This window comes from Paenibacillus sp. CFBP 13594 (assembly GCF_014842675.1).
Lineage (GTDB): Bacteria > Bacillota > Bacilli > Paenibacillales > Paenibacillaceae > Paenibacillus > Paenibacillus amylolyticus_B.
In genome coordinates, this window is record NZ_JACYVQ010000008.1 from 248,409 (window position 1) to 273,655 (window position 25,247).

Annotated in this window: 17 protein-coding genes; 2 read left to right on the forward strand and 15 right to left on the reverse strand. The window is 46.8% G+C overall.

Translation table 11 applies throughout. The features are described from left to right. Window positions 1-165 precede the first annotated feature (165 nt). From IFU39_RS24440 to IFU39_RS24465, 6 genes are all read right to left on the reverse strand, one after another. Window positions 166-7,278 carry an InlB B-repeat-containing protein gene (locus IFU39_RS24440; RefSeq protein WP_192135376.1) on the reverse strand — a complete coding sequence of 2,371 codons (7,113 nt, stop codon included), beginning with the start codon at window positions 7,276-7,278 and terminating at the stop codon, window positions 166-168. Between the two features lie 512 nt (window positions 7,279-7,790). After that, a complete protein-coding gene (gene minD / locus IFU39_RS24445) occupies window positions 7,791-8,600 on the reverse strand; it encodes a septum site-determining protein MinD (protein WP_192135378.1) in 810 nt (269 codons plus the stop codon). Window positions 8,601-8,619: 19 nt separating this feature from the next. Next, complete coding sequence (locus tag IFU39_RS33625) at window positions 8,620-8,850, reverse strand: S-layer homology domain-containing protein (RefSeq protein WP_446740353.1); 231 nt, start codon at window positions 8,848-8,850, stop codon at window positions 8,620-8,622. 159 nt (window positions 8,851-9,009) lie between these two features. Beyond that, window positions 9,010-9,690, reverse strand: a complete 681-nt coding sequence (locus IFU39_RS24455) for a response regulator transcription factor (protein ID WP_244661097.1) — start codon at window positions 9,688-9,690, stop codon at window positions 9,010-9,012. A 35-nt stretch (window positions 9,691-9,725) separates the two neighbouring features. Continuing rightward, a complete protein-coding gene (locus tag IFU39_RS24460) occupies window positions 9,726-11,858 on the reverse strand; it encodes a sensor histidine kinase (RefSeq protein ID WP_192135385.1) in 2,133 nt (710 codons plus the stop codon). A gap of 268 nt (window positions 11,859-12,126) precedes the next feature. Further along, entirely contained in the window at window positions 12,127-12,699 is a 573-nt protein-coding gene (locus IFU39_RS24465; protein ID WP_206759591.1) for a hypothetical protein, read from the reverse strand. Between the two features lie 248 nt (window positions 12,700-12,947). On the opposite strand from IFU39_RS24465, the gene IFU39_RS24470 reads away from it, so the two are divergent. Next, window positions 12,948-13,808 (forward strand): GNAT family N-acetyltransferase, encoded by an 861-nt coding sequence (locus IFU39_RS24470; protein WP_192135387.1) that lies wholly within the window; start codon window positions 12,948-12,950, stop codon window positions 13,806-13,808. Between the two features lie 51 nt (window positions 13,809-13,859). On the opposite strand, the gene IFU39_RS24475 is transcribed toward IFU39_RS24470, so the two are convergent. The 4 genes from IFU39_RS24475 to IFU39_RS24490 all read right to left on the reverse strand — a co-directional run bounded on the left by IFU39_RS24475 (window position 13,860) and on the right by IFU39_RS24490 (window position 17,034). After that, entirely contained in the window at window positions 13,860-14,405 is a 546-nt protein-coding gene (locus IFU39_RS24475; RefSeq protein ID WP_192135450.1) for a hypothetical protein, read from the reverse strand. Between the two features lie 193 nt (window positions 14,406-14,598). Further along, window positions 14,599-14,868 carry a CD3324 family protein gene (locus tag IFU39_RS24480; RefSeq protein ID WP_192135389.1) on the reverse strand — a complete coding sequence of 90 codons (270 nt, stop codon included), beginning with the start codon at window positions 14,866-14,868 and terminating at the stop codon, window positions 14,599-14,601. Window positions 14,869-15,138: 270 nt separating this feature from the next. Continuing rightward, window positions 15,139-16,065, reverse strand: a complete 927-nt coding sequence (locus tag IFU39_RS24485) for an oxidoreductase (RefSeq protein ID WP_192135391.1) — start codon at window positions 16,063-16,065, stop codon at window positions 15,139-15,141. A 60-nt stretch (window positions 16,066-16,125) separates the two neighbouring features. Beyond that, window positions 16,126-17,034, reverse strand: coding sequence for a helix-turn-helix transcriptional regulator (locus IFU39_RS24490; protein ID WP_192135394.1), 909 nt, complete (start codon window positions 17,032-17,034; stop codon window positions 16,126-16,128). Between the two features lie 69 nt (window positions 17,035-17,103). Here IFU39_RS24490 and IFU39_RS24495 point away from each other — a divergent pair, with 69 nt between their 5' ends. Continuing rightward, the gene (locus tag IFU39_RS24495) at window positions 17,104-17,670 is read left to right on the forward strand and encodes a dihydrofolate reductase family protein (protein ID WP_192135396.1); all 567 of its coding nucleotides are present in this window, start codon (window positions 17,104-17,106) and stop codon (window positions 17,668-17,670) included. A 118-nt stretch (window positions 17,671-17,788) separates the two neighbouring features. Here the strand turns inward: IFU39_RS24495 and IFU39_RS24500 are convergent, their stop codons facing one another. The 5 genes from IFU39_RS24500 to IFU39_RS24520 all read right to left on the reverse strand — a co-directional run bounded on the left by IFU39_RS24500 (window position 17,789) and on the right by IFU39_RS24520 (window position 25,158). Then, the gene (locus tag IFU39_RS24500; protein ID WP_192135398.1) at window positions 17,789-18,913 is read right to left on the reverse strand and encodes a GDSL-type esterase/lipase family protein; all 1,125 of its coding nucleotides are present in this window, start codon (window positions 18,911-18,913) and stop codon (window positions 17,789-17,791) included. 64 nt (window positions 18,914-18,977) lie between these two features. Further along, window positions 18,978-19,304, reverse strand: a complete 327-nt coding sequence (locus IFU39_RS24505; protein ID WP_091012326.1) for a DUF4180 domain-containing protein — start codon at window positions 19,302-19,304, stop codon at window positions 18,978-18,980. A 68-nt stretch (window positions 19,305-19,372) separates the two neighbouring features. Then, window positions 19,373-20,704 carry an ATP-binding protein gene (locus IFU39_RS24510; RefSeq protein ID WP_342345680.1) on the reverse strand — a complete coding sequence of 444 codons (1,332 nt, stop codon included), beginning with the start codon at window positions 20,702-20,704 and terminating at the stop codon, window positions 19,373-19,375. A 155-nt stretch (window positions 20,705-20,859) separates the two neighbouring features. Beyond that, complete coding sequence (locus IFU39_RS24515) at window positions 20,860-23,997, reverse strand: hybrid sensor histidine kinase/response regulator (protein WP_192135400.1); 3,138 nt, start codon at window positions 23,995-23,997, stop codon at window positions 20,860-20,862. 3 nt (window positions 23,998-24,000) lie between these two features. Further along, window positions 24,001-25,158 (reverse strand): response regulator, encoded by a 1,158-nt coding sequence (locus IFU39_RS24520; RefSeq protein WP_192135402.1) that lies wholly within the window; start codon window positions 25,156-25,158, stop codon window positions 24,001-24,003. Between the last annotated feature and the right edge of the window lie 89 nt (window positions 25,159-25,247).

A 25,247-nucleotide genomic window follows, 5' to 3' on the forward strand; every position in this document is an offset into this window, starting at 1 on the left:
GAGATGAGGATTAGCCAGGTTTGGTGGGTTGTGCGAAACAATGCGGGTGCATAACGTGCCGGAGACACAAACGCTGCATGAATTACAGTGAATTATGGAATATATTCAAAAAAAGCCTACTCCGATGGGAGTAGGCTCTTCTGTCAGTCTGATCTGTCAAGGTTATTACAAGTTCGGATCATACTTCATCATAGTCATTTTACCTTGTTTCTTATAATTCACATAAATGTGGTCAGTGCTATCTATGAAAATATCTAGCTCAAGAGCGTCATCAGTGGAGAATCCGGCATGCCCTACGGGTCTCCAATCCAAGTTCTCGTATTTCATCACAGTCACCCTGTTGCCATCTGCAGCATCTCGATATGCAACGTAAGGCGTGCCTTGGCTGTCAAAGGCCATATCCATACTTCCTCCTTTAGACGAACCAACCGAGAATCCGGGAGTGCTCACCTTCTCCCATGCTGTATTTTCTGACGGAATGGAGTGCGGATATTTCCACATTTCAACACCATTGGAGCTGCTAAGATAGATCATATAAGGTACGCCAGATGGATCAAGCGCGGATGCAGCATCCATATTCGCCGATGCTGGATATGAAGATTGTTTCGGATCTAATAATTCCCAAAATTTATCCTGTCCAGATAAGCTATCTGATAAGCTATATCCTAATGCCGCATAACTACTGGATGAATAAGATGAATAAGATGGAGCAAACAAATACATGCCATTGTTTGGTAACGGTGCGAGGAATGCTCTTAGACCTGCGAATGCCTCTAACCTCGCTTCTTGTTTCCATCCACTACCTTGATGATAACTCCATGACATGAGCCTTGACGGTTCTGCAGCGTTACCGACCAAAACACCTCTAAACATCAGAAAAGGATTATCATCCTTATCAAAGGTAATGAAGAAGCTGTCTTTAACTGTATCCACTTTTCTACTGTTCTTTCCGTCATTCCAATAAAAATCAGGGTAAGCAGTTAATGGTCTCCACCACTTATGTTCATCATTGTAATTCTTAAAGCTTACTTGACCTGAGCTATTCTTATAACCAACATAAATCTTGTCCTTACTGTCTATTCCGAGCGATATAGCTGAGCTCCCCAATCCTCCCGCTTTTTCAAGATCGCTCTGATTGCCCACGGACTGCCACGTGCCTCCCTTATATTGCACCACAGATACTTCGTTATTGTCCTTTATATAAGCCATGTAAGGCGTCCCTTGACTGTCGAAGACGATATTGGACTTGCTATTCAATTCCAGCTCGTCACCCACTTGCAGCCACGATGTCATCGTCCACTTCGCGAAAAGCGTGATGTCTGCCGTCACCGGCGTACCGAAGTCGTAGACGATCTCCAGATCACGATCGCTGTACCAACCTTCAAATCGATATCCTGCCCACTTCGGCGCAGCAGGTGCCACAGCTTGGTTGCCAGTAACCACCGTCTGACTACCTACTGCTGCCCCACCGTTACTGTCAAAGTCCACCGTGCGGCTGTTAAATGTCCACTTCGCGTACAGCGTGAGGTTACCCGTCACCGATGTCGTGAAGCTGTAGGCTTCATTCAGTCCGGCGTCGCTGTACCAACCGTTGAACGTGTAACCATCCCTTGTCGGTACGGCAGGCTCCGTAGCATTACCGCCGGTTTGCATATTCTGGTCAGCCACCAGTGATCCGCCGTTACTGTTGAAGGTGACCGTATATATAGCCGTCCACTTCGCGTACAATGTGAGGTTATTCATCACAGGTGTCGTGAAGCTGTAAGATTCATTCAGACCAGCATCACTATACCAGCCTTCAAATACATGCCCTGCACGTGTCGGTGCTTCAGGAATCGTTGCCATTTCACCTTCACTCACAGACTGATTACTCACCGATGATCCATTGTTACTGCTGAAGCTCACTGTGTAGCTATTCTTCGTCCACTTCGCGTACAGCATTACATTCGCCGTTACACCTTCCGTGAAACCATAAGGTATCATCAATTCGCTATCGCTATACCAGCCATCGAACGTATACCCTTCCAGCATCGGAGCGCCAGGAGCAGTAGCCACGGCACCTTCATTCACACTCTGTTCTGTGACTACCGATCCGCCATTACTCTCGAAAGTTACGGTATAAGTATTCGGTACATAAACCGTCCACTTCGCGTACAACGTGAGGTCTCCCGTTACCACCATAGCCGTGAAATCGTAGGCGTTCATTAGCTCGCTATCGCTGTACCAGCCGCTAAACACATAGCCGTCTTTCGTCGGAGGGGCAGGAGCCATAGCCTTGACGCCTTCATTCACTGTTTGGGCATCTACTACCGACCCTTCATTACTCTCGAAGCTTATCGTGTAAGGGATCAGCCACTTCGCATACAGTGTGAGATCCGCCGTCACCGCAGCAGCGAAGTCGTAAGCATTCGTCAACGTGTTATCACGATACCAACCGCCGAATACATAACCATCTTTCGTCGGTTCAGTCGGCGTACTAATCGTAGCGCCAAACCCTACAGTCTGAGCCGGCACTTCTTCGGACCCACCGTTACTGTCGAAATTTACGGTGTAGTCGTTAATTGCCCACTGCGCGGTAAACTGGACATCCTCGGCAGGCATCGTGGTCGGAGGTGTTGGCGACCAACCCGTAAAGCTATATCCCTGCCATGTCGGAGTGCCCAGACGCAACAGCATCGTTGCTCCGAAAGGAACATTATCCGTTTTATTTGCTGCTCCAGAACCATTATAATCAACCGTCATTTGGTATACATCACGCTTATAATAAACCTTCAGCGTCGTTTTACCGTTGCTCGTGATTAGATCCGTCAGTACCGAAATGCTGTCGTCCCGCACGAAGCCATCATAGGATCTCGGCTTGACGTCCGCCAAACTCGCCTCGGTACCCGTAACTCCACGATACGATTCCGTATCTGCAACCGTATAGGTGTCACTTCCGATATTTTGCAGCAAGTACACGACCTGATAAGGCGTACCCTCTCTCCCCGTCCACTTCGCTGTATACGTAGTATCCTCAATCGGCATCGTACTTGGAACTTCTGGCGACCAACCGGCAAACGTATATCCCTGCCTTGTCGGTACAGGTATACGAGTAGCGATGTTCTTGCCAACGGCTTCTGTTAGCGAGATTTGGGGCGCACCGGCATAACCCCCAGCGAAAGTCATTTTACGATTCGCCGGAGAGTAATTCACTCTGACGACCGTTGTTCCGTCACCCTTGATCAATACGCCGCTTACCGTACCTGTCGAATATCCTTGCTCCTTAAACCTGTCGGAGCTGATGCGAATCTCCGTGTCCGTTGTTCCGGTCAAATTCTCCGTATCCACAGGCGGAGCCAATGTTCTGCTATTCGGGTCCAGCACATAATGCTCAACGGTATACGGCGTATTCTTGTTCGCAATCCAGTGCGCATACAGTTTCCGATCCTCCGCAGCCATTCGGCTCGGAATCGTGATCTTCGTGCCGCCGGAAGCGTCCGTATACCAGCCGTCAAAGGTGTATCCTGGATATACTGGGGTGACCACGCTAATAGGCGCGTTATACGGAGCCGCCACAACCTGGGTCACTCCGCCGTTCTGCGGATCCAGCTGAAGGATGTAGTCACCTACTCTGGCAAGCCAGCTTAACTGAATCGTACGCTTAAGCGGATCGGACGTGAACGACCCCGGCGACCCCTTCCAGGTGATAACCAGATTGCCATCACTCACCTGAATGTTCTTGTCCACCACTTCAATCATCCCGTTTGCTGCGTCATACTTGAAGTTTGGATTGTCCACCTGAATATCGAAATTCGAGCGATCATACGCCTGTTCATCCGTATCGCCTGTCTTCAAATCAAAGGTATTCATCGTGACCCACAACTCCGGTACAGCGATGGATGACGCAGAACCCGCCATGTTCACCTTGAGCGACTTATCCTGAGGATAGGCGAAGTCGTAGACGTTCTGTTCTTCTCCAATCGTATACAGCGGCCACTCTTCATCGACCAGCTCCACGCCGCCCGAGAGTGCGCCATCTCCTAATTGAGCACCGAGTTCCACCTCCAAATAGATGCCAATCTCAACGAAGAGGGCGCCTAGAGACTTCGTACTCTCCACCCCGCTAATATTTTTCAATTGATAATAGAAGTAGCCCCACAGATTCACATACACACCAGGTTCTACAGCAAGCCCGATACTATTCAACTTGACGCTTCCAATCCCCGCTTTGACCTCCATATGAATACCAGCTCGTAAACCGATCGTCCCCATCACATAGAAGGTAAATTGGTAATCTCCGTCTCCCGGCAAGCTGACCGTATTGCTCGAACCACTGAAACTCAATACGCGCAAGCTAACCGAGTAACGCTTGGCCATCTTATAGTAGAAATCTGCCCCCACCGTCAGGTTCACCTGGGCGCTGACCACAAACTCCGCTTCAAATTTGACTTCCACAATACCTAAAGCCACGCGTACGCTCTTTTCAAAGAGCTCCTTCTTGATTAACGGAACCCATTCCGTGTCTTGCTCCAACATCTCTTGATACTTTTCCTTCAACGATTCGGCATCTACGGCAGTATCCTGCACGCCCGCCATTACCGCTTTAATCTGTGTCGCAATGTCCTGAACCTTTCCCAACCTGCCAGCGTTCTTCTCGCCCACCCAGTCATTCAGTGCATCATTTAACTTATCGTGTTCAACGAGAGCTATCTCTGCCGTGATGTTCATCCCGGTATAGCTATAAGCATCCAGATTCGCCGTAATTACATAATCATCAATGCTGTACCAGTAAGGAATTCCCCACTTTTTCAGCCAATGCCCTTGCATATCCCCATTAATACCGAGATCCAGGCTCATCTCCTGAACGAATGTACCCGTCATATGGATAACAAGATCGCTGTCTTCATTGATATTGACAACAATATCGGCACCCACTTGTAATGTAGCGCTTACGCCTGAGGTTCGGCCGTCAATATTCTTCAGCCTCGTGCCGAGTGAAGCAACAACGGTCAGATTCTCCACACTTACCCGGCTCCCTTTACCGGACGCCAGGGAAGACTGAGCCTTGATCTCCTGAATTTCCTTCGTCTCCATGGCGATGTCAGACAGATAATCCGCGGCTTCATTGACGAATCCGCTGTCCCTCGCTTGCTGCTCAATTTGCTCTTCGAGCTGTGCAATCTGTTCTTCCGACAACAGATCGTCGCCGTTAATGGCTTGCTTCTGATAGATGTTGAAGACATTCTCAATATCTTCAATCGTGGCATCAGCATATTCGATGATGTCCATCTCTGCTATAGGCGTAATCGAAGTGATACGTCCATAACTGACAATTCGAGAACCTTCTTCAGCAAAGATGCCTTCATAAAAACCGATAAAGTCACCCACATCCACCGTGGTTAACTCATCCAAGCCGAAAGGCTCATATAGGCTGTCGCTGTAATTCATTTGGATATGCTCAACTGTGATGGATTTGTTATTCGGATTTCCATCTGTGTCTGCTTCCACACTCACCGGCAGAACATCCGGCTTGAGCAACACTTGATTGGTATCTGCATGGTCATAGGTATAGGTGTTTCCGTCTACCTCTGTGATCTGGACATAGGCAACATCGCCATCGTCTTCACCCGTTGTTGCTAATGTACGCAGATCAGGGCGAACCCCTTGATAGATGGCGACTGTATTGCCGACTTGAATCACGGTGCTGCCGGAATACACGAACGTTCCACTGCTCGCATTCGCCTCGGCAAGCGCATTTTCGCTACCGCCCACCGTCGTGGCAACTACCGAAATCGCTGGTGAACCCACAGCTTCGCCATTCAATATCATATCCGTGACATCCGTAAATGGAAGGTAGATCATGTTAGGGTTCAGCGGAATGTCCAGAACCTCTTGCTTAGCGACACTAAAAACGTAAATACTCGTCGTCGCATCCTGACCTTGGAAGGACAGGTTATCGCTATTCAACTTCAGTTGATACGTATTGCCTTCAACGAATTTTCCGTCTTCAGCTGCGGATGCTACGGTGAAAGCCCCGTTCCCGCCAGTGACGGTAACTCCAGCAAAGTCGGGATTTGCCGTGTCTGTGAACGTCATACCCGCTTGAACCTCGGATACTGTCAGGTTGCCTGATGCATCGTTTACTGCAATCGTGAAGTCCGGTGCCACATCCAAAACCGAATAGCTTGGTGTGCTCTGTAAGGCATTATCTATGCTATCTGTATACTTCGCATACAACTTCATATCCTCAGTTAGCGCACTACCTTCTGCAAAGATGAGCGAGAAATCACTATCTGTAAACCACCCTTGGAATATGTATCCCTCTTTTGTTGGAGCCGGCAGGTTATTTAGCACCTGGCCTTTTCTCACCTTCTGCGCAGCAATCGCCGTGCCTCCGTTGCTCTCAAACGTGAGCGTATACGCAGTGGAGCCCGTACCTGGGTTACTTCCGTTATCTCCAGGCGTTCCGCCACCGTTATTACCGCCCGGTGACGGCGTTGGCGTTGATGTCACTGGCGATGTCGGTGTTGGTGTCACCGTCGGCGTTGGTTCAGGTGCTGGCGTCACTGGCGTTGGATTCTGCTGTTTCCACGCCTCTACAACTGCATTGTTGCGCATGAAGAGAACCGCTGCTTCCGCGCGAGTCGCTTGCGCACGCGGATTGAAGTTCCCCTTTTCATCCCCGGTGAACACACCGGCTTGCCACAGCTTGATGACCGCTTCAGCCGCCCAAGGTGATACATCCCCGAGATCGCCCGGCTCTGTCGTGACCGGATTCTCGGTCTGATAAGGGATCTGTTCGCTTTCGAAATACCGCAACGTCATCGTCGCCATTTGCTCCCGAGATACGGTAGCATCCGGCGAATATTTCCGATCCCCCGTGCCATCGGTAATTCCCTTCTTAACCGCCCATTCGACATATGGCGCATACCAGCTGCCCGCCTGTACATCAGCAAAGCTCGATGTGGAGTACGCCCCCGCATCGACTCCGGCCATCCGTCCAAGTGCCGTTACATACATGGCACGTGTCATTGTCCCCTTAGGAGAGAAGCTACTCGCGTTCGTTCCGCTGAATATGCCCTTCTCCTGCACATGGACGACTGCATCATAGAACCAGTCGCTGGGACTCACATCCTGGAATCCAGTGGATGTGGTTACTTTTGTCTTCTGCATCGGCAGTTCAGCCGCTACTGCCGATTGCGCTGGTAATAGGGGCACGGCAGAAACTATTAAGCTGATCACCAGCATCCACATCAGGATCTGCCGGCTCACCTTCCATCCCTGTATTACTTTCTTCACTTGTATTCATCCCTTCTATGTATAGATCAAACTAAAAAAAACCATCCAAAATTGGTTTCTAACCAAGCTAATCAACAAAGCCAGACTAATAGCCGAAACCACTGACCCAGATCGGCGTCAGCGGTCTCCTGCGAGTCAGTTCGCTCGGCACGTGGAGATCAAGCGAGGAAAAACCTTACATACAGAGATCCGACTGCTTTAAGGTACGATAATGCTAACTTTACAGATTGAATTCGTTCACCGACCTTTCTGATCAGTCGCAGTCGAATTGTGACACGACACAGCAAATTATGTCGTTTTTTCTTCCGTATTTTAACATGCGAGATAGGGGCGCTTGTGAATTATAAAGAAAACTTTAAGTAAGCAACTACTCGCAAGTGAAACATCAATGACATCAAAAAATAGCGGCGTAGGGAAGGTAACCCCACACCACTATTTTCCATGAATTCTTTAGCTAATCTGCAATCCATTCCAGATGATTCTCTTCTCAACGATTCATCTACCAGAATCGACTATAACGAACTGCTCTTCCCCCAACGCAGTCTTGGAGGAAGTGAAAAAACACTAATATGCCTCTTGGGTTTCAATGAGATAAAAGGCTCCTGCTGATTCTTCGCCACATTGTGGGCGATATGCCTGAAGCGCAGTCCGCTTTCGAACTCGGGATTAAGCGCAATCGGAATACCCTTATGTACGGAACGTATAATTTGTACATCGGCATGGATCACGCCAATCACACCAATATTGAGAATATCGATAATATCCTGCATCTTTACCGTTGCCGAACGGGCTTCCTGTCCGTCGGCCATATTAATGATGAGCTGTGGCGGAGCCGGAATCATATCTTCTAATAATCCGATTACGCGATCCGCGTCCTGAAGCGATGTACGATGAGGCGTAGTAACGACAATAGCCTCATCTGCTGCCAAAGCCGCATTCCAGAATCCATTTTCAATGCCTGCCGGCGAATCAATCAGCACATAATCATAGCCCTGGCCTATTTGCTGTACAACCTCGCCAAAAACTTGTGGATCATCGTGATGCACCGCGTCGTTACTACAGGAGATAAAGGACAAGGTACTGATTCGCTTATCTTTGACGATCACTTGATGTAAAGCACATTGACCCGTCAGAAAATCAGAAATATGATACCCTACCCTATTACTCAAACCAAGCGGAATATCCAGATTTCTCAATCCAAAATCAGCGTCGATCAAGCAAACGCTGCTCCCCGATAAGGCAAGGGCAGTCCCGAGATTAGCCGTGACCGTTGTCTTGCCAACTCCGCCTTTCCCTGATGTGATACATATAACTCGTGCCATCGGAGCCACTTCCTTCTCTTCAAGTACTAATGCGGGACAGCAAGACAACCATTTCTTCACGTGTTATCGTTTGATCCGGCTTGAATGTAACGTCCTCGTAGCTAATAATCAGTTGCAATTTGATGAAATATGTCGTTATATCGACCACAGTGATTTTATCATGATGGATTAACCTACTTGAGAAACCTAAAGAAAACTTTAAATCCGTGCGTATTGGATCGTTTAATTCTTCGGAGAGATGGCACATCATTTTGACGAGGATGGAAAAGCGCAGACTGGTGTTGAGGGATTCAATATCTTGAGTCGGTTACGAAGCTAGTGGAAAGAACAAAAAATGGGCCAATAGCGTCAGGTACTGCTCCAACGCCATTTTCCCATTTATAATAGACTACCACCCTTACTGCTATATTCATGCTTGTGACGTACTATTAGAAACCAGCATATATCCGCTCCCCCGAACCGTAATGATTCGCTCAGGGTCGGCAGGGTCAGACTCAATTTTTTTGCGTAAATTACTGATATGTACAGCAACCGTTCTTGTATCCTCCAGACTTTCCATTCCCCAGATGATTTGAAACAACGTATCGACACTGACGACACGATTCACGTTTTGTGCCATATAGGACAGCAGACTGAATTCTTTTTTCGATAAAGAGATAGGTATACTCCCCATGTTGACGGACTGCGTGTAGAAATCCAGTGTCAAACCCGGTAACTCCAGCAGTTGTTCCCTTCTACCCGTCGACACTCTGCGAAGGTGAGCCTTGATCTTGGCCATGAGCACTCCCGGACTGAACGGCTTGGTCACATAATCGTCCCCGCCATAGGATAATGCGCTAATTTTTATTTCGTCTTCCTCTTGACTGCTCAGAAACACAATCGGCGCACTGGTGAGATTACGCGCATTCCTGCACCAGTCAATACCGTTTTCATTAGCCAGTAATACATCCAGTATAATTAAATCCGGCTCAAACGATGCAAGCAGCTCCATCGCTTCTGACCCGCTATGACTGCAGGTGGAGACAAATCCCTCCCTATCACAATACACCTGCACAATCTCGCATATATGAGGATCATCATCAACGATCATGATTTTGTGCGTGTCCATCTCATCACCCCTTTCCTTCAATCACCGTACAAGGAAAACGTTATATAGAATGTCGCCCCCATCTTGCCGTCGCTCTCCGCTCGAACCATGCCTCCGTGCGCTTGTACGATTTCCCTGCAAATTGCCAGCCCCAGTCCACTGCCCTCTATGCCCATTCCCGGCCGATCGTATCTGTAATTACGTTCGAAGATTTGCTCAAGCTGATCCGGAGGAATCCCCATACCAGAATCCTCTATGCTAATAACTGCATGAGGAGCATGATTCACCATTTCCACAACTAGTGCAATACGCACCAGCCCCCCGCTGGAGGTGAACTTCATGGCGTTAGATACTAGATTAAATAAGGCCTGCTCTACTCTTTTCGCATCCATCTCGACAACTGGCAAAATAGATCGTCTATCCTCGGTATCTCCGATGTCCAGTATGAAGTCTAAACCTGCGTCGCGCACTACCAACTCATATTGTTCAAAAAAACCATGCAAGAAGGGAATGATCTGAACCGGCTCCATTCGGTACGAGACCTGTCCGGTCTCCAAATGAGACAAGAAGGACAACTCCTCGATCATACGGTTAATCCTTATCGTGTTCTCCCGGATGTACTTCAGATATTGTTCATTGCGTTCCGGCTTGACCCTGTCCTGTATAGCTTCTACATATCCAAGCATACTGGATAACGGCATACGCAGATCATGCGTAATATAAGCAAGTAACTTCTTCCTCCCTTGCTCGGAGTGAAGCAGTCGGTCATACGAGGATTGGAGATCATCATGCACTGTAGATAAGGCCTGCGTTCGCTCCTGAACGGTCTGTTCCAGATTCATATTCATTTCGATCAGCTTGTCATTAACGTCCTGTAATTCACGTGTAATTCTCTCTTCGTTCGATGCCGTCCTCGTAGATCGCGAAGACAGCAGAATCAACTGCGCAATCGTAAATATCAATAACCCAAGCGGAGATGTATTTCCAATCGGCGACCATCCGTTAAAATATAAAAAATCGTTGACAACCGTGACCAACGTAACCACCGACACCAGCAGGAAGATCAACGCTCCCTCCATACGTCGCACAGCCGCCTGAACCAGTCCGATCATCAGATAAATCATATGTAGAACTACCATTACACCGATCATCAGCATAAATTTTGAATAGATAAGTGCAGGAGTTACCACCACAAGGACACAGAATACGCCGGTTGTGATCAAGCTAAAAAGACGAAACCATCGTGATATGTAATTGGGAAAAATGCTATCAAAATACATGCTGATGATATAACCACTGACACAAAGAATCAGATATTCAATCTTGAACTGCAATTCCCAAGGAAACTGAGGCAACCATTGTGTAAAGATAAGCTCCCCGTTGAACAAGGATCGAATACCAAGCAGTACAGTAAACAGGCCAAAATATAACGGAGCCCTATCCTTACGTCGCAGCATGAACAACAGCAGATTATACAAGCCGATCACTAGCAAACTTGCCGTGATGAACATATCCCTGGCAAGATTCAGATTGGTCTTGGAAGTTAGTACGTCACTACCACCCAGCTCGATATCCTTGGTAATGCCTCCACGCTTATGATTGAAGTTGGCTACTTGCATAACCAGCTCTATCGTATCGTTTTTAGGCTGAAAATACACCAGTTTCGTCTCCAGATGCGGGGTCACGGAGCTCTTGTCCTGACCCACCTCACCAACTTCTTCTAGAAGATCGCCATTCACCCATAATTTGTACGCATGAAAAATGCTCGGCAACCGCAGAGTAAGCTGCTCGTTTCGATCGTTCTCACTTAGTTGTATGACCAGTCGAAAGGTTGCGTAGCCTGTACCACTCAGCCGCTGACCTTCTAACGGATAGCCAAGCCAGGAGCTTGGGATGCTGATCCAGTGGTCCTGATTTCCTTCCCTTGCCGAACGAACCCGTATGTCCTCAGGCGACAGTAGCTCTTGCCAGTAGAACGACCACTCCCCTGTTAACTTTTGCGGATTCGTACTGAGCTGAACCTGCCTTAAATCCAGAATACCTTTTTCACTTTGGAACTTAGGAGAGTCCGGCTCAGAGAGGACGACATAGCCTGCAACCAAGCCAACAGTAACGGCAACAACGATATAAAACCACACCTTACGAGAACCGACTCGGAGAATTCCCCTCATGATGAATCCAACCCCAATCTCTACAAGCGCAATAAGTAAGTTTATTTATCCAAATGATATCATCATTACAGGAGAATGTACCCTGCAAATTTCTAGGAAGAGACAAGAACAATCATCACGATGAAGCCCTTTTGACGACGCACGCTTAGCTGTACACACCCACAAAAAAGTACGCACTCTGAAGTGCGTACTTAATATGAAAGAGCTTATTCGTACTGGTTAATTCGAGCACAATCTGCATGTGCCAGATTCACAGACACTCCATCAACTACAGTGAATTATTAATGATTTCTGTGAAGGGCTTCATGTTGTACGTATCATCCTGAATGCGCCATTCTCCCTGATCCTGCAAAAAGGTGATATCGCCCGATAACGGAATGGACTTGAACTCTTTGCCATCCTTATCCGTAAATTTCAAATCGAGCGTGTATTCCACAAGAATCCAATCACTCTTGCTATCTTTGATCTTGGTTTGTATATTTTCAGGATGCAGCAGAGCCTTCTCTTTGTCTGCTACACGTAAAGGAATCTTGTTAAATCGCGCATCTATATTGGATTCGAAATTCCTTTCTGTCAAAAATGGTCTGATTACTTCTGCTCTAGCCAGCAGACCCTCCACAGTTAACGTATCTTCATAGTCCTTATAATCAACAGTCAGTTCGGTTGTTTTATAATCCAGCGACATTTCGAGGGCCTGCTGCTCATCTATGGCTGACGCCTTCTGATTGCTCACAATACTCGGCTGATTCGTCGCTGGTGGAATGGTCTCTTTAACGTTCTCGGCTGACTCAGATGGGATGCACCCCATTATCATGACAGATGAAAGAAACAACGTACTCATCATATAAGCTAACTTACGCGAGGTGATCAACTCCTTTCTCTCCTTATTACTCTCAATTATCCCTTCAATAGGATATAATGTCCAGTTACTGGGCACATCTGAACAGACATCCAGTGAATTACATCCATTGAGTGTCATCTTCATCATAGATTGTGTTATAGTCATCGGGAAGTGAACCAACTCTTGAAGGATAGCGCCTGCGGGTCCAATAACTGCGTGTTTCCTTCAAAAATGAAGGTGTGAAAGCTATGTCAACTTATCAAGTCATTCCCATGGTCTATAACTCCAAGGAACAGATTGATGCTATTTTTTTGCTCGAACAACAATGTAAACAACTGGATTCCGTCCATCTAAAGGCAGACCTTGACCATATCAGCAAAAAAGACGGAGACCATGCGCTCCTCTGTTATCGCCACGGTGATCTGGTAGGACTCCTCAGTTGGTATCCATCCGATGGCGTAACCGGGAATATTAATGCCATCGTACACCCAGATTTTCGTCGCCAAGGTGTGTTCAGCAGCCTACTGAAAAGGGCCATCCTGGATATGAAACCACAGGGAATCAACCAACTCAGTTATCGCGTTCCTCAGGGCTTATCTCCGGGCCTTCTTACTGCCCAATCCCTCGGAGCCATTTATGATCGTGCGGAGTACTCGATGCAACTTGTGAATGAGGTGCGTTCGGTTGTGGAGCCACCTGAACTAACGTTGTCCGTGGCAGAAACCGAGGATATGGAGTTTATGGTCACTTGCTCCTCCCAAGCCTTTGGAGACTCGGAGGACTGGACACGCGAGTACTTTATGCAAACAAATGAACCCAGCCGAGTCACCTATATTGCATGGCAGAATCAACTGCCTGTTGGGCTGGTACGGGTCAACTCCATTAATGCAACTACCGCATTTATTCATAACTTCTGTATCTTGCCTGCTTATCAGGGACAGAAACTGGGGCGCACTGCGCTTAGCACCCTGGTTGATCTCCTAAGGAAACAAAGTTACACAGATATTCGCCTATCCGTTGTAACCGAAAACAAACGCGCTTTGAATCTGTACCGCAGTGTTGGTTTTGAAGTGAATTCAGAGTATCACTATTTCAACGGTACTTTATAAAAGGCAAAGGAGAGAGAGATCGTTTTCCTCAAAGGAAGACGATCCCTCTCTTTATATATTGGAAAATTGAAAAATCAATTTATAGCCATCAAACGTATGCCCGTACATTTCCCGATAGTTACCTTCGGTATAATTAGCCACTGTTTTTCGCCAGAAAGATTGGCCAATCTTATTTTTCTCCGATGGATTGGTGAACAACTCCCAGTTTCCTTTAAACATTCCGAAGATCGTGGATGCCGCGTGTTCAGCAACGCCTACACCTCGAAACGGCTGCATCAGAAAGAAGTCATGTACAAAGAAATTCGTGCCTTGTGAACAATGTGGCGGAGTAGCTATGAACGCAAAACCTGCCGGTATGCCATCCACAATCATGAGGAACGGATAAAGACACTCCGGTTTTTCCCACCATATGTTCTGGACGTTATACTGATCCTGCAAAGTTATATAATCAGGACTTGGCTCAAAAATACCATGTTCGTTCGGGCTATGCTCTCCACCCAGACCATAATGTCCGGATAGATCATGAAGGTATAGCGGGTACATATTTTTAATCACATACGCCTCGTCTTTATTCGTTAATTTCACTTCTATATTCATATTATTCATATTCACCAACCTTACCAGATGATTTAAGGAGTTACTTCATGAACTCTCACCGCATAACCTTGTACCGTCAAATGAATTGTACGCGTAATTAACAACCTCGAATATGTAAAAAAGATTTAATAACCATTCTTTACTCTTACAGGAAAAAGCCACATTCGATTGCTCGAACATGGCTTCTATAGTTTCATCCCTTTTTGCGATACACAATTTTCTTGATGCTATCGATGGATAAACAGTACTGGTCCGCAAGCTGATCAATGGTTGTTCCCGCAGCAAAAAGCTGGCGGATCTCGTCGTTCCGCTCCCGGACAATCCTTCTGCCGCCCGAGTTCTCGCCCCATTTCTTATAGGCATCCTTGGGCCTCGGAATATAGATCAGGCCTCCGGGGATATGACGCTGTATTTCTTTGAGCAATTCTTTCGGGAAGATTGTATCCGCATTAATATATTTCACGTTGCTCCACTCCTTAAAAGTTAAAATCTTTAAGGCAGCAGAGTCGTACAATGAACACATTGGATATGCACTACAATGATATGGCGGAAAAGAATTTCAAGCTCTGTGCAAACAACCGCCGTTGTTCATCACATGGACTCTGCATAGAGCGGGTCGTGAAACCTCTTATGAATCGAATCATGGTAGCCCCCCATTCAATCATGCTTATTTATACTGAAGAATTCCAACTATCTATACCATAATAAGGAATATTTGTCTTAATGGCAAAATCTACACGTCAAATCTGTAATATACCCCTGTTAATTCTTCTGACACGCTCCATAGCTTGTTTGAAATGTTAGCGTCATATAATTTTTCGATGATCTTAGTGCTCTTGGGATAGCCCTTAGTGCCGCCCATACCGCCAGGAGCTATATACTCTCCTCCCATAATCGTCGGATCTGTTGCAGCGTACAAGGTGGGTAATGCCCCCATGTGTGCAGGTTGACTAATGATTTTCAGAAGACTCCGCATGAATATATTCGCCTGTTTCCCCGAACCGAAGGAGAACAGATTGGTATTCGAAATTCCTGGATGAGCGGCGATACTCATAGAATCCATATGGCCGGAATTAAACTTATTCTGCAGTTCTCTTGCAAACATCAGATTAGCTAGCTTGCTTTGACTGTAGAACTTCATGGGATTATATCCTTTGGAGCCATCCAAATTATTAAAATCAATTGCACCATTACCAGCTGCCAAACTGCTTAGAGTAACCACTCTCGATTGCGGAGTAGAAATTAATCGAGGCAATAGCAGGCCCGTAAGTGCAAAATGCCCTAGATGATTGCTACCAAACTGCAACTCAAAGCCATCCTTCGTTAACTGGAACGGAGGGTTCATAATTCCTGCATTATTAACGAGAATGGACAAAGAATCATATTGCTCAAGAAAAGCGGCTGCGAACTTACGGATACTAGCTAAATCGCTGAGGTCGAGCTGCATAACGATTACCTCTCCAGCTACATGCACAGACGACTTTATCTGGTTAGCTGCCTTTTCACCTTTTTCCAGATTACGAACTGCAAGGATAACTTTTGCGCCTTTTCCAGCTAACGCTAATGCCGTCTCATACCCTAATCCGCCGTTCGAACCTGTCACAATCACTACTTTATCGGATACAGTCGGGATGATGTCTTTAGTCCAAACTTCGCTCATTTGTCTACACACCTTTCTTATCTCTTCCTTGATACCCTAATATCCAGCGTTTGAAAGCTCTTATCCCCCACCATACTGACTTAAACTCCGTTCCAGCATTCCTCTAACCTGCTGTTGCAGTTCGAGCGGAGACACCACCTTCACTTCCGGCCCATAGGAGAGTAACTTTCGCGCTGTAAAAGAGAACTCCTCAGGCGGAACAAGTCCGCGCCACTCATGGCCTTCAACCGACTTGAACAACACATCTGACGCAGCAATCCTTGCTCCAAATTCCGTGAATTGCAGCACCACTTCTACGCTTGCTCTGTCTTCTTTGGCATCTAGCCACGCCTTCAGGCTCGGAACAGATGCATCCACCGATTCCATAACAGCCAATTGCTGCATGCGATCCACCCGATACAACAATACGAGATCCCTATTTTGGGCTGGCATGTACCAATGTCCCTGCTCATAGTAGATGCCATACGGAAAGACCTGGACTTTTTTGCGACCACTGCGGGCATGATACATAAATTCGATTTCTCTCTTTTCTACCGCTGCACTCAATATCTCGGTTGTTAAAGGCTCGGAATGCTCACCAGGATGCTGGACAAAGGTGATATGCTCTCTCATTCGCATAATCAGATCCTGTACATCCTCAGGCAAAGTAGAGAAATACTGCTCAGCCAGATGCTCACGCATCGATCCATACGGAAAATCCGGGACTTGCTGTAGATATTCCAGCATCATAAACAGCCCTAATGCCTCCTGCTGCGTGAATTGAAGAGGTGGCAAAATTCGATTGGGCAACACCCGGTATCCACCGTTCACGCCAACTTCTGTGTACAAAGGAAAACCCAGCGCCTGCAATGCATCCAGATCCCGCTGGATCGTACGAACCGAGACGTCAAAACGTTCTGCCAGTTCCCGAGCAGTGAACTTCTGTCTGGAATCCATCAGGCGCATGATAGCCAGTTTCCGATGATTCATGTATTCAACATCCTAACTACGTCAACTTTTGTCATAGTTAAAGTGTATCATACATTTTAGAAGGGAGCGATGAACATGTCTGATAACAAAACAATTTTGTACATTGCTATGAGTTTGGATGGATATATCGCAAGACTGGACGGTTCGGTAGATTGGTTATTTGATGTGGAGGGTGACGGAGGAGATAACGGATATGCTGCCTTTTATGAAACGATCGGTAGCGTTGTTATGGGACGTTATACGTATGAAGAGGTGCTCAAACTTTCCGAAGATTTCCCCTATGCGGATCGGCCAACATATGTGCTTTCTCGCTCGGAACAGCCGCCCGCTCCACATGTACAGTTTACAACCGAGACAGTAGATACGCTCATTCCCCGGTTAAAGCAAACTTCTGATGGAGACGTGTGGGTTGTGGGTGGCGGAATACTGGTTCAAGCTGTGTTAGCAAAAAAATTGCTGGATGAGATTGAAGTCGCCATCATTCCCAAAATTCTTGGTGAAGGCATCCCATTATTCCCGACAGGCACTGTGCCCAGCCAATTCAAAATGGTTCGGACCCAGACGCTGGGACAGATCATTTCAATTCGTTATGAGGTACAGAACAGCGGCACAACGGACACACCCTCGAATGTCTAGATAAGCAGAAAAGGAAAAAGACCATTCTTATGATGAAGGGACCTCATAAAGTTAAACACCATCTAACTATTGGGGTACATTTCATGAAAGAGTGGTCTTTCCATTACTATATTTCAAGCTATCCTATCATTCCTCGTACATATTCCGCTAACACCTCTGCCGTCCTACGGTGAGATAACTCGCCTGGATGGGTGCGTGCCCCTACCGTCTCTTCGGTTGTATCAGGAAGCTGGATAATCGTAACCTTACGATCTCCTGTCCCCTTTGTATACGCATCAATCGCACGGTAGATGGCGGGCATCATGGGAAAACCAAGCATGCCATAAGCCCATACGAGATGTGCCGCCGGATTGTTTTTCCGAAGTTTGGACAGGAACTGTTCCACTGCTTTCTCAAAAGCAGCCAGATCCTCTTCATGATACGTACCGTCTTCGTTCAAACGTTGCTTGTACACCTTGCCCGTGTCGGGGTCTTTCCACTCAGGTGACTGAAATGCACCCCCATCATTGCTGCCTAGGTTCACGACTACCACATCCGGCTGCCAGGAACCAAAATCATGCTGATCTCCTGCGCCTAGCGCATCGTTACGTTCTCCAGTAAGCAAGCCACAGACCTGTTCGTAATACTCGGGGATGTTCCCTTTTGGATTGTTATCCCAACTTGTCAGCACACCCCAGCCACTTTGCGAGATGACCCGATACTCCGCATTCAGCGCTTCTGCTGTCATAAACGTATAATTATGTATGGCGCTGAACCACATCGGAATCCAATCTTCCTCCGCTTTTGCTCCAATCGCACCTTCGCCAGATGTAATACTGTCACCAATGAACTCGATCTTGTACGGTTTTTCCTGCACAGGCAGGAACCCTCCATCGGATTTCACCGCATGAATCTGCAAGGCACAACCCGGGTCACCACTCATCGCTTGAACATCCTTTACGATCCGTACATTCTTCACCAGATCTGCGTTCATGCCCCGGAATACACAGACCCAGTACCTTCCCACCGTTAACATCTGTCTGCTCACCGGAACACCGTTGATCAGAATGCTGATCCATGACTCATACATGTCATACTGTGACTCTACTTCAACCCATAGTTCGGAGCCCTGTACATTGAGTTCGACTGCACTCCCCGTCCAAAATAACGTCAACGGCGATCGCTCTTGAGTCGTTCTACCATGCACTTTAAGATTTCCGATCTTAGGCAGAGCATATACCTTTAAATTCTCATTAGATATCACGGTGCAAACCTCCTACGTTTGGCTCAAATTATAAGCAGGCTCTCTACATGTCTCGGATGTACGCTTAACTGATATTATGCAACTTTTGGAGCGCTTCCTTTTTGTTTTTCAAAAAGAAAACATGCTTGCCATTGTTGCACTCATAGATGAAATCTCTCAGGCTCTTGCTGTTATGTTCTTCGAAATCTCCCACAATAGCAAGCTTAACATGATAGTTCACGTACTTCTGCAAAATCTCGCCTGCAAGTTTGGTTTTCAGTTCGAAGAACTCTTCCGTGATGTTCGATTTGTCGATAATGAGTTTATCAGCATCATCGGTATACCTTACCGAGGCCATCAAATCCAGTGCATCTTGAGCATTGTTGATGACGATGCCATCACTTTCAATAATGGCGACCTTGGAATTGCCTTATCGTCTCCATATAGAACACATGCAGCACACTCCGGCTTACCACATCATCATCCACGATCATGATAGAAAGTGTCATCGACATCGGCCCCCTTGATCAGATTCATTTTGGGAATAGCTATAACAAATGTTGTCCCTGTCTCTCCCGAAGACGCCGACTCTACCTTAATTTGTCCCGCCAACGACTGGACGATATCACGCACATGGGACAGGCCAATGCCCGTCGCGGCAATGCCAACTTCATTGAACTTGGTTGTGTAGCCCGGTTCGAAGATGACATCCCGTTTGGCTTCAGGTACACCTTTTCCAGAATCCATCACGACGAAATACACGTCACCTTCCTGTTCATACACACGAATTCGGATCGTCCCGTCATGCTCAATCGCTTCTACCGCATTGGCAATCAGGTTATTCATTACCGTGAGAAGAGGAATGTAATACGGAGACTCACAATCATACTGTTGCTCAATATCGATCTCGACCTGCTTATGCAGCATTTCGCTATATTTTCGATTTGCTTTGCTGGCAAAGTTCAGTACTTCAGACAGGCTCATGTTAACCGCTTTTTCGTTATCATACAGCTTCAGCAGACCCGCGAGAATACGTTGTGAATCCTTCTTCACTTCATGAATCTGTTGAGCGATGCCCAGGGTACGCTGACTGTATTGATTCATGTCCTGCTCCCGGAGATCGCGATATAGATCATAGCTGTCTGCCGTAATGCCTTCGATCGTATTCATCGCTTTCTTCAGATAAAAGACCTCGCTATACAGACCCGAGTTCACACTCAGCATCTGCTCCATCCGCTTCTCCTGCTCTGCATGTAAAAGCCGCATCTGCCTCACCGCAATGCTGTTATATAGCCCAATCACAAAGTAACTTCGCAGGCCACCTACCACAAGCAGATACAACCATTCCTTCATATAAAAGATATTGGTCCCGCTTAACATTCCGCGAAAAAGAAGCTCAACAAGATTAGAGGAGAAATCGATACATGTGATTAACCCGCCGAGCAGAAGAGGCTGCATCTCATGGAATCGATGCTTGAACTTGCTAAGTCCATAGGCAAAGACCACATAATACACACCTGCCCCCAAATTGTCCCGCATGCTTTCCAGTATGGAGACGGTCTGCACATGATTGATGAGATCTGCTGACTGAAATAGCAAATTCGCGATGCCTGTCAGGATCCCTGTCTTCACATAAGACAAGTGTGGCATGATCATCAGCAGAAATAAAAGGATGCTAACCCCCAGCCCGATTCGGAAGTAATCTTCCCGGAACGGATTTATCTTGAATTGCGCCCCTACCGCTGTGGCAAAGGCAATGGCCGTCATCTGTACATTTTCATTTTTGACCCAATTGCGCATCGATCTCTTCACCCACTATAACAACGTTTAGCGCCTACTGCCGGAGCCCGCGCTTCTAATGTTAAACATACTAACATATGAAAGATGCATTAGAAATAATTAAAAATAGGGACTGGATGCGCAAGTAAAACAAAAGGCCGGAAGTCTTCACTTCTGCGGCCTTTTCCTTATATCTTATCCGGAATATCAAATGATACCATTGTGCCCTCACCCGGCTCACTTACGATCGACAATCCCCGACCATACCGTTGCAGCAATCTGCGGTTTGTATTCACAATGCCTATTCCGCCTTTTCCACCTGGCGTAGCATGTAGCAGTTCTGCAACCTTCTCCGGTTCCATACCTTTGCCATTATCCTTCACCTCAATACGGGTATAACCCTCATGACGAGTGATGGATAGGCATAACGTACCGCCTACATTGCGGCTTAATAGACCGTGTCTGACGGCATTTTCAATCAAAGGCTGAATTGATAACGGCGGGAGAAGCAACGGAAGGTCCGGCTCTACGTTTAATACCACCGACAATCGATCTTCAAATCGTGTTTTTTCAATATAAAGATAGGCTTCAACGAGTTCCAGCTCATATGATAATTTCACCAGTTCTCCTGTATTGAGATAGTTGAAGCTGATCCGTAAATAAGATGAAAAAGCTTCACCAAGCTTCCGCATATGCTCTGTATCAATATCACTTAAGACCATAAGTGAATTCAGCGTATTGAACAGGAAGTGAGGCTGAATCTGAGCCTGCAAATAAGCGGCCTCCATGCGCAGGCGCTCTTGGATAGACTGATTTAACAAGGTCAATGCACGTATCCGATATTTCAGTTCCACCGCATCTACAGGCTTCGTGACATAATCATTGGCCCCGGATGCAAACCCCGTGTAGATATCTGGCGGCTGACTTCGTGCCGTCAACAGCAGCACAGGAAGCTCAGACATCGAGAACTGTTCCCTCACCTTCTGGGTTAACTCATAGCCAGACATATTGGGCATCATCACATCTGTAATGAGCAGATCCCACTGACGTGTGCCGAGCAACTCCATCGCTTCCTGACCCGAACCTGCTGTAGTTATATCATATGGTTCCGTCGAAAGAATGCTGACCAACACATCCAGATTCACCGGATCATCATCCACAGCCAGAATGGTAGCTCTCCCCTCTTTTAACAACGGAGCCATCTCTGCCGTCGCCAAGGCTTCCGCGTCCCCCATACCTTGGCGGGGTAACAGGAATCCGCCAGGTGCATCTTCCATCATCTCGGCGGCCTGTTCCCATATCAGGGGAAGTTGTGACTGAGCCTGATCGGCGGCTTCATCCGCGAGTGGCAGATCGAAGCTGAATACCGAGCCCGTTCCGAGTTCCGAGCGAACCGTAAGTGCCCCGCCGTGCAGTTCTACGAGCTCTTTGCAGATGTTCAGTCCAAGCCCGATGCCTTGTCCATCACTGATTCCATACGACCCTTGTTCATACGGAAGGAAAATACGCATCCGTGTATCCTCATCCATGCCAATGCCTGTATCCGTCACATGAATCAGAGCATGTCCTTCACAAATTTCGGCACTTACGGTTATCGTTCCTTCCTCTGTATGTTTAAGCGCGTTATGCAGCAGATTATACAAAATCTGAACGAGCCTTTCTTCATCAGCCATGACCAGTGGGAACGATTCCGGAATCTCCATATGAAGGTGGACTGGTTTTCGTTCTGCCATGAATTGCAGCATGGCGATAATGCCAGGCACAACCGACTGTATGGAAAGAGGACTCTGACGCAACACAATGCGGTGCTCCTTCAGTCGGACTACATCCAGTAGATCACCAAGGAGATGCGACATCCGTCGACCGATCGTAACCAGCAACTCCATATCCTCCAGGCTCCGTTCATCCAACCGGTTTTTCTCTCGGGTGACCACGTTGTGAGCGATGTTAATGATCCCGTGCAGTGGGGTCCGCAGTTCATGTGATGTATTCGCCAAGAATTGATCTTTAATTTTGTCACCCTTCTGCAGTTCTGTATTCAGCTTCATATTCTCTTTGGCATTCCTGAAGTATTTCTTGAACCAATAGGCGGAGAAGCCGGTAATGGCAAAGATGATGTCAATAGGGTAATAGACTGTTGTCACATCTCTGGCTGTCTCGGCCACACTCCATAACAGGTTGGATGTAATACCTCCTGCAGTAAGCAGCAGAAAAACAATATCTCGGTCTGCCTGTTTCCTGAAGATCATCGTTCCGACAATATATAGAAACCAGATCAGGGATACAAGAAAGAATAGGTTAATGAAGTTGTAATGGATCATGGCATATGTAATATGAATGGGCACCACCACAATCACGGCCGTATAGATCAAGGTCATGACAACATGCCACTTAAGCCATGCCTTTCGTAGATGAACCATCGTTAATCTCTGGAATAACAGCAGGATACAAGCATTTTGCAGCAATAATGAGATCAATCGAATTTTAATGCCCCAGGTATAATTAATTGGAAGCCATAACATCAAAATATTATCATGACCCATCGTAACCGTGATGCCAACAGTTAAAGTTAATACGGCTCCAACCAGCAAGGATCGTTCCTGCCGATTAAATGCGTAAAGAATACAGGCATACATGCCGTGAAGGAGCAAAATCAGAAAGATGACCAGCTGAAAACCAATGGAGTACCACCGCGAGTAATCAACAGCTGCCTGTGAGCCAAAGCGAACAGGTTTGCTAATTCCACCCATATACGGGCTGTCGTAATTGGCTACGCGAATCAGTAGTTCAATGGAGGTTGTTCCTTCCTGATCGTAGGTCACTGTATATGAAGTACTCCCGGGTATATATGTAATGCTATCCGAGGAGACCTCACCTGTGCCCCCGTTGGCATCTCCGTTCAACTCAATCTCGGATGAACTTCGAATCCCCTTGAACCAGAAGGTAACGGGCGTCTGAAGTGGGTCTGTCAAAATACGCAATCGATACGTTCCATAACCGTACGAACTCTCATGTTCCTGATTCTGTGCACTCCCCCAGTCTCCTGGGACCTGAACACTCTTCGCACCGCCATCCCTCTTGGAAATATCTTGCAGGGTCAGTAATTTGTCCGGGTAAAGTTCCCATTCCCCGTTCAAGTACATAACAGGGGACTGATCCAGATCCACATCTCTCAGATCAAGCACCCCGTTAACGGCGCGATGCTCATCTACTGTGTTGAATAACTCTGACCATACCGAGCGCATGCCAAGTAACACTCCAAAAATGATTAGCATGATGATCAAATATTTGTAACGGTCCATACGTTTTGTTTGAAGTAATTTCATTAATTATTTTTTCATGACTTTGGTTAAACCGAGCTTCCAGCCCTGATACCATTCGGTAATGTCCTCACTGATCGGTATCTCCAAATCTTGCTCCATTCTGGTGGTTAAGAGACGATACTGCTCCTCTACACCGAGATCGTTGTGCATTTCATCATATAACTTCATTAGCATATAATAACTTTCTTCTTCATCCGGAAGCATATGCTGGATACGTTGTGTACTCTCGATCACTTTTTCCACCAGCCCATGCTGCTGGTAATACAAACTTAGTTGTCTCATATGATACAGCCACAGAAAGCGTAATCTTTCCCGCTCAGGTTCAGCCCACATGTATTCATAATTGCCAAGATAGGTACCCTTATATAGATGAAGCGTTTGCTCATAGGCATGAACGGTACTTGCGTCTACAACTTTCCATTGCCTGATTTCCCGTTCCCACTGCTCACTATCCAACTGAGCCTCACCCAATTCGAGTCGATAGCCTGCCTCCAGGTGTCCACTCTGAATCTTGATCATATCCATATTGCAAGTTTTCAGGGTTTGGCGGACATGATAAATCGCAGTGTAGAGTTGGTGTGCCGTCTTTTCCTCTTCCATTCCCGGCCACAGAAGCTCCAGCAGAACACTGCGATGGACGACCTGGTTCCGGTGGTGAAGCAAGTATGCAAACAGCTCCTGCGCCTTGCTTGTACGCCATTTGGCAACCTGGATATCCTTTCCTGGAAGCTTAAACTGAATCTGATTAAAACAGCAAATTAAAGGTGCGTTTGTATCCTTTGAATGCTGCTCCCGTTTTACGCTCAGTTTCTCTCTTACGCGGCTTACCGTCTGCTTCAATCGATCCTTTTGGATGGGCTTCATCACATAATCCAAAGCCTGTAATTCGAAAGCATGCACCGCATATTGATCGTAACTGGTCACAAATATAATTTCGGTGCCCGGTGTTGCCGTCTGAATCTGTCTTCCCAGATCCATACCATCCATCTCCGGCATATGAATATCCAGAAATACAACATCAGGACGGTGCTCCACAATACCCGCCACAGCCTCTGTTGGATTCATATATGTAGCAATAATTTCAATGCCGCTTACTTCTTTTTCTAGTGATTTTTGAAGGCCTATCAACGCTAGACGTTCGTCGTCAACCAATATCACTTTCACAGGAGCTTCCTCCTCGACCCTGAGGCCTTGAGATGTATTTTTTCACTATTATATCATAGGCATTTTAAGTATTTAGCGTTCTTAGTTAT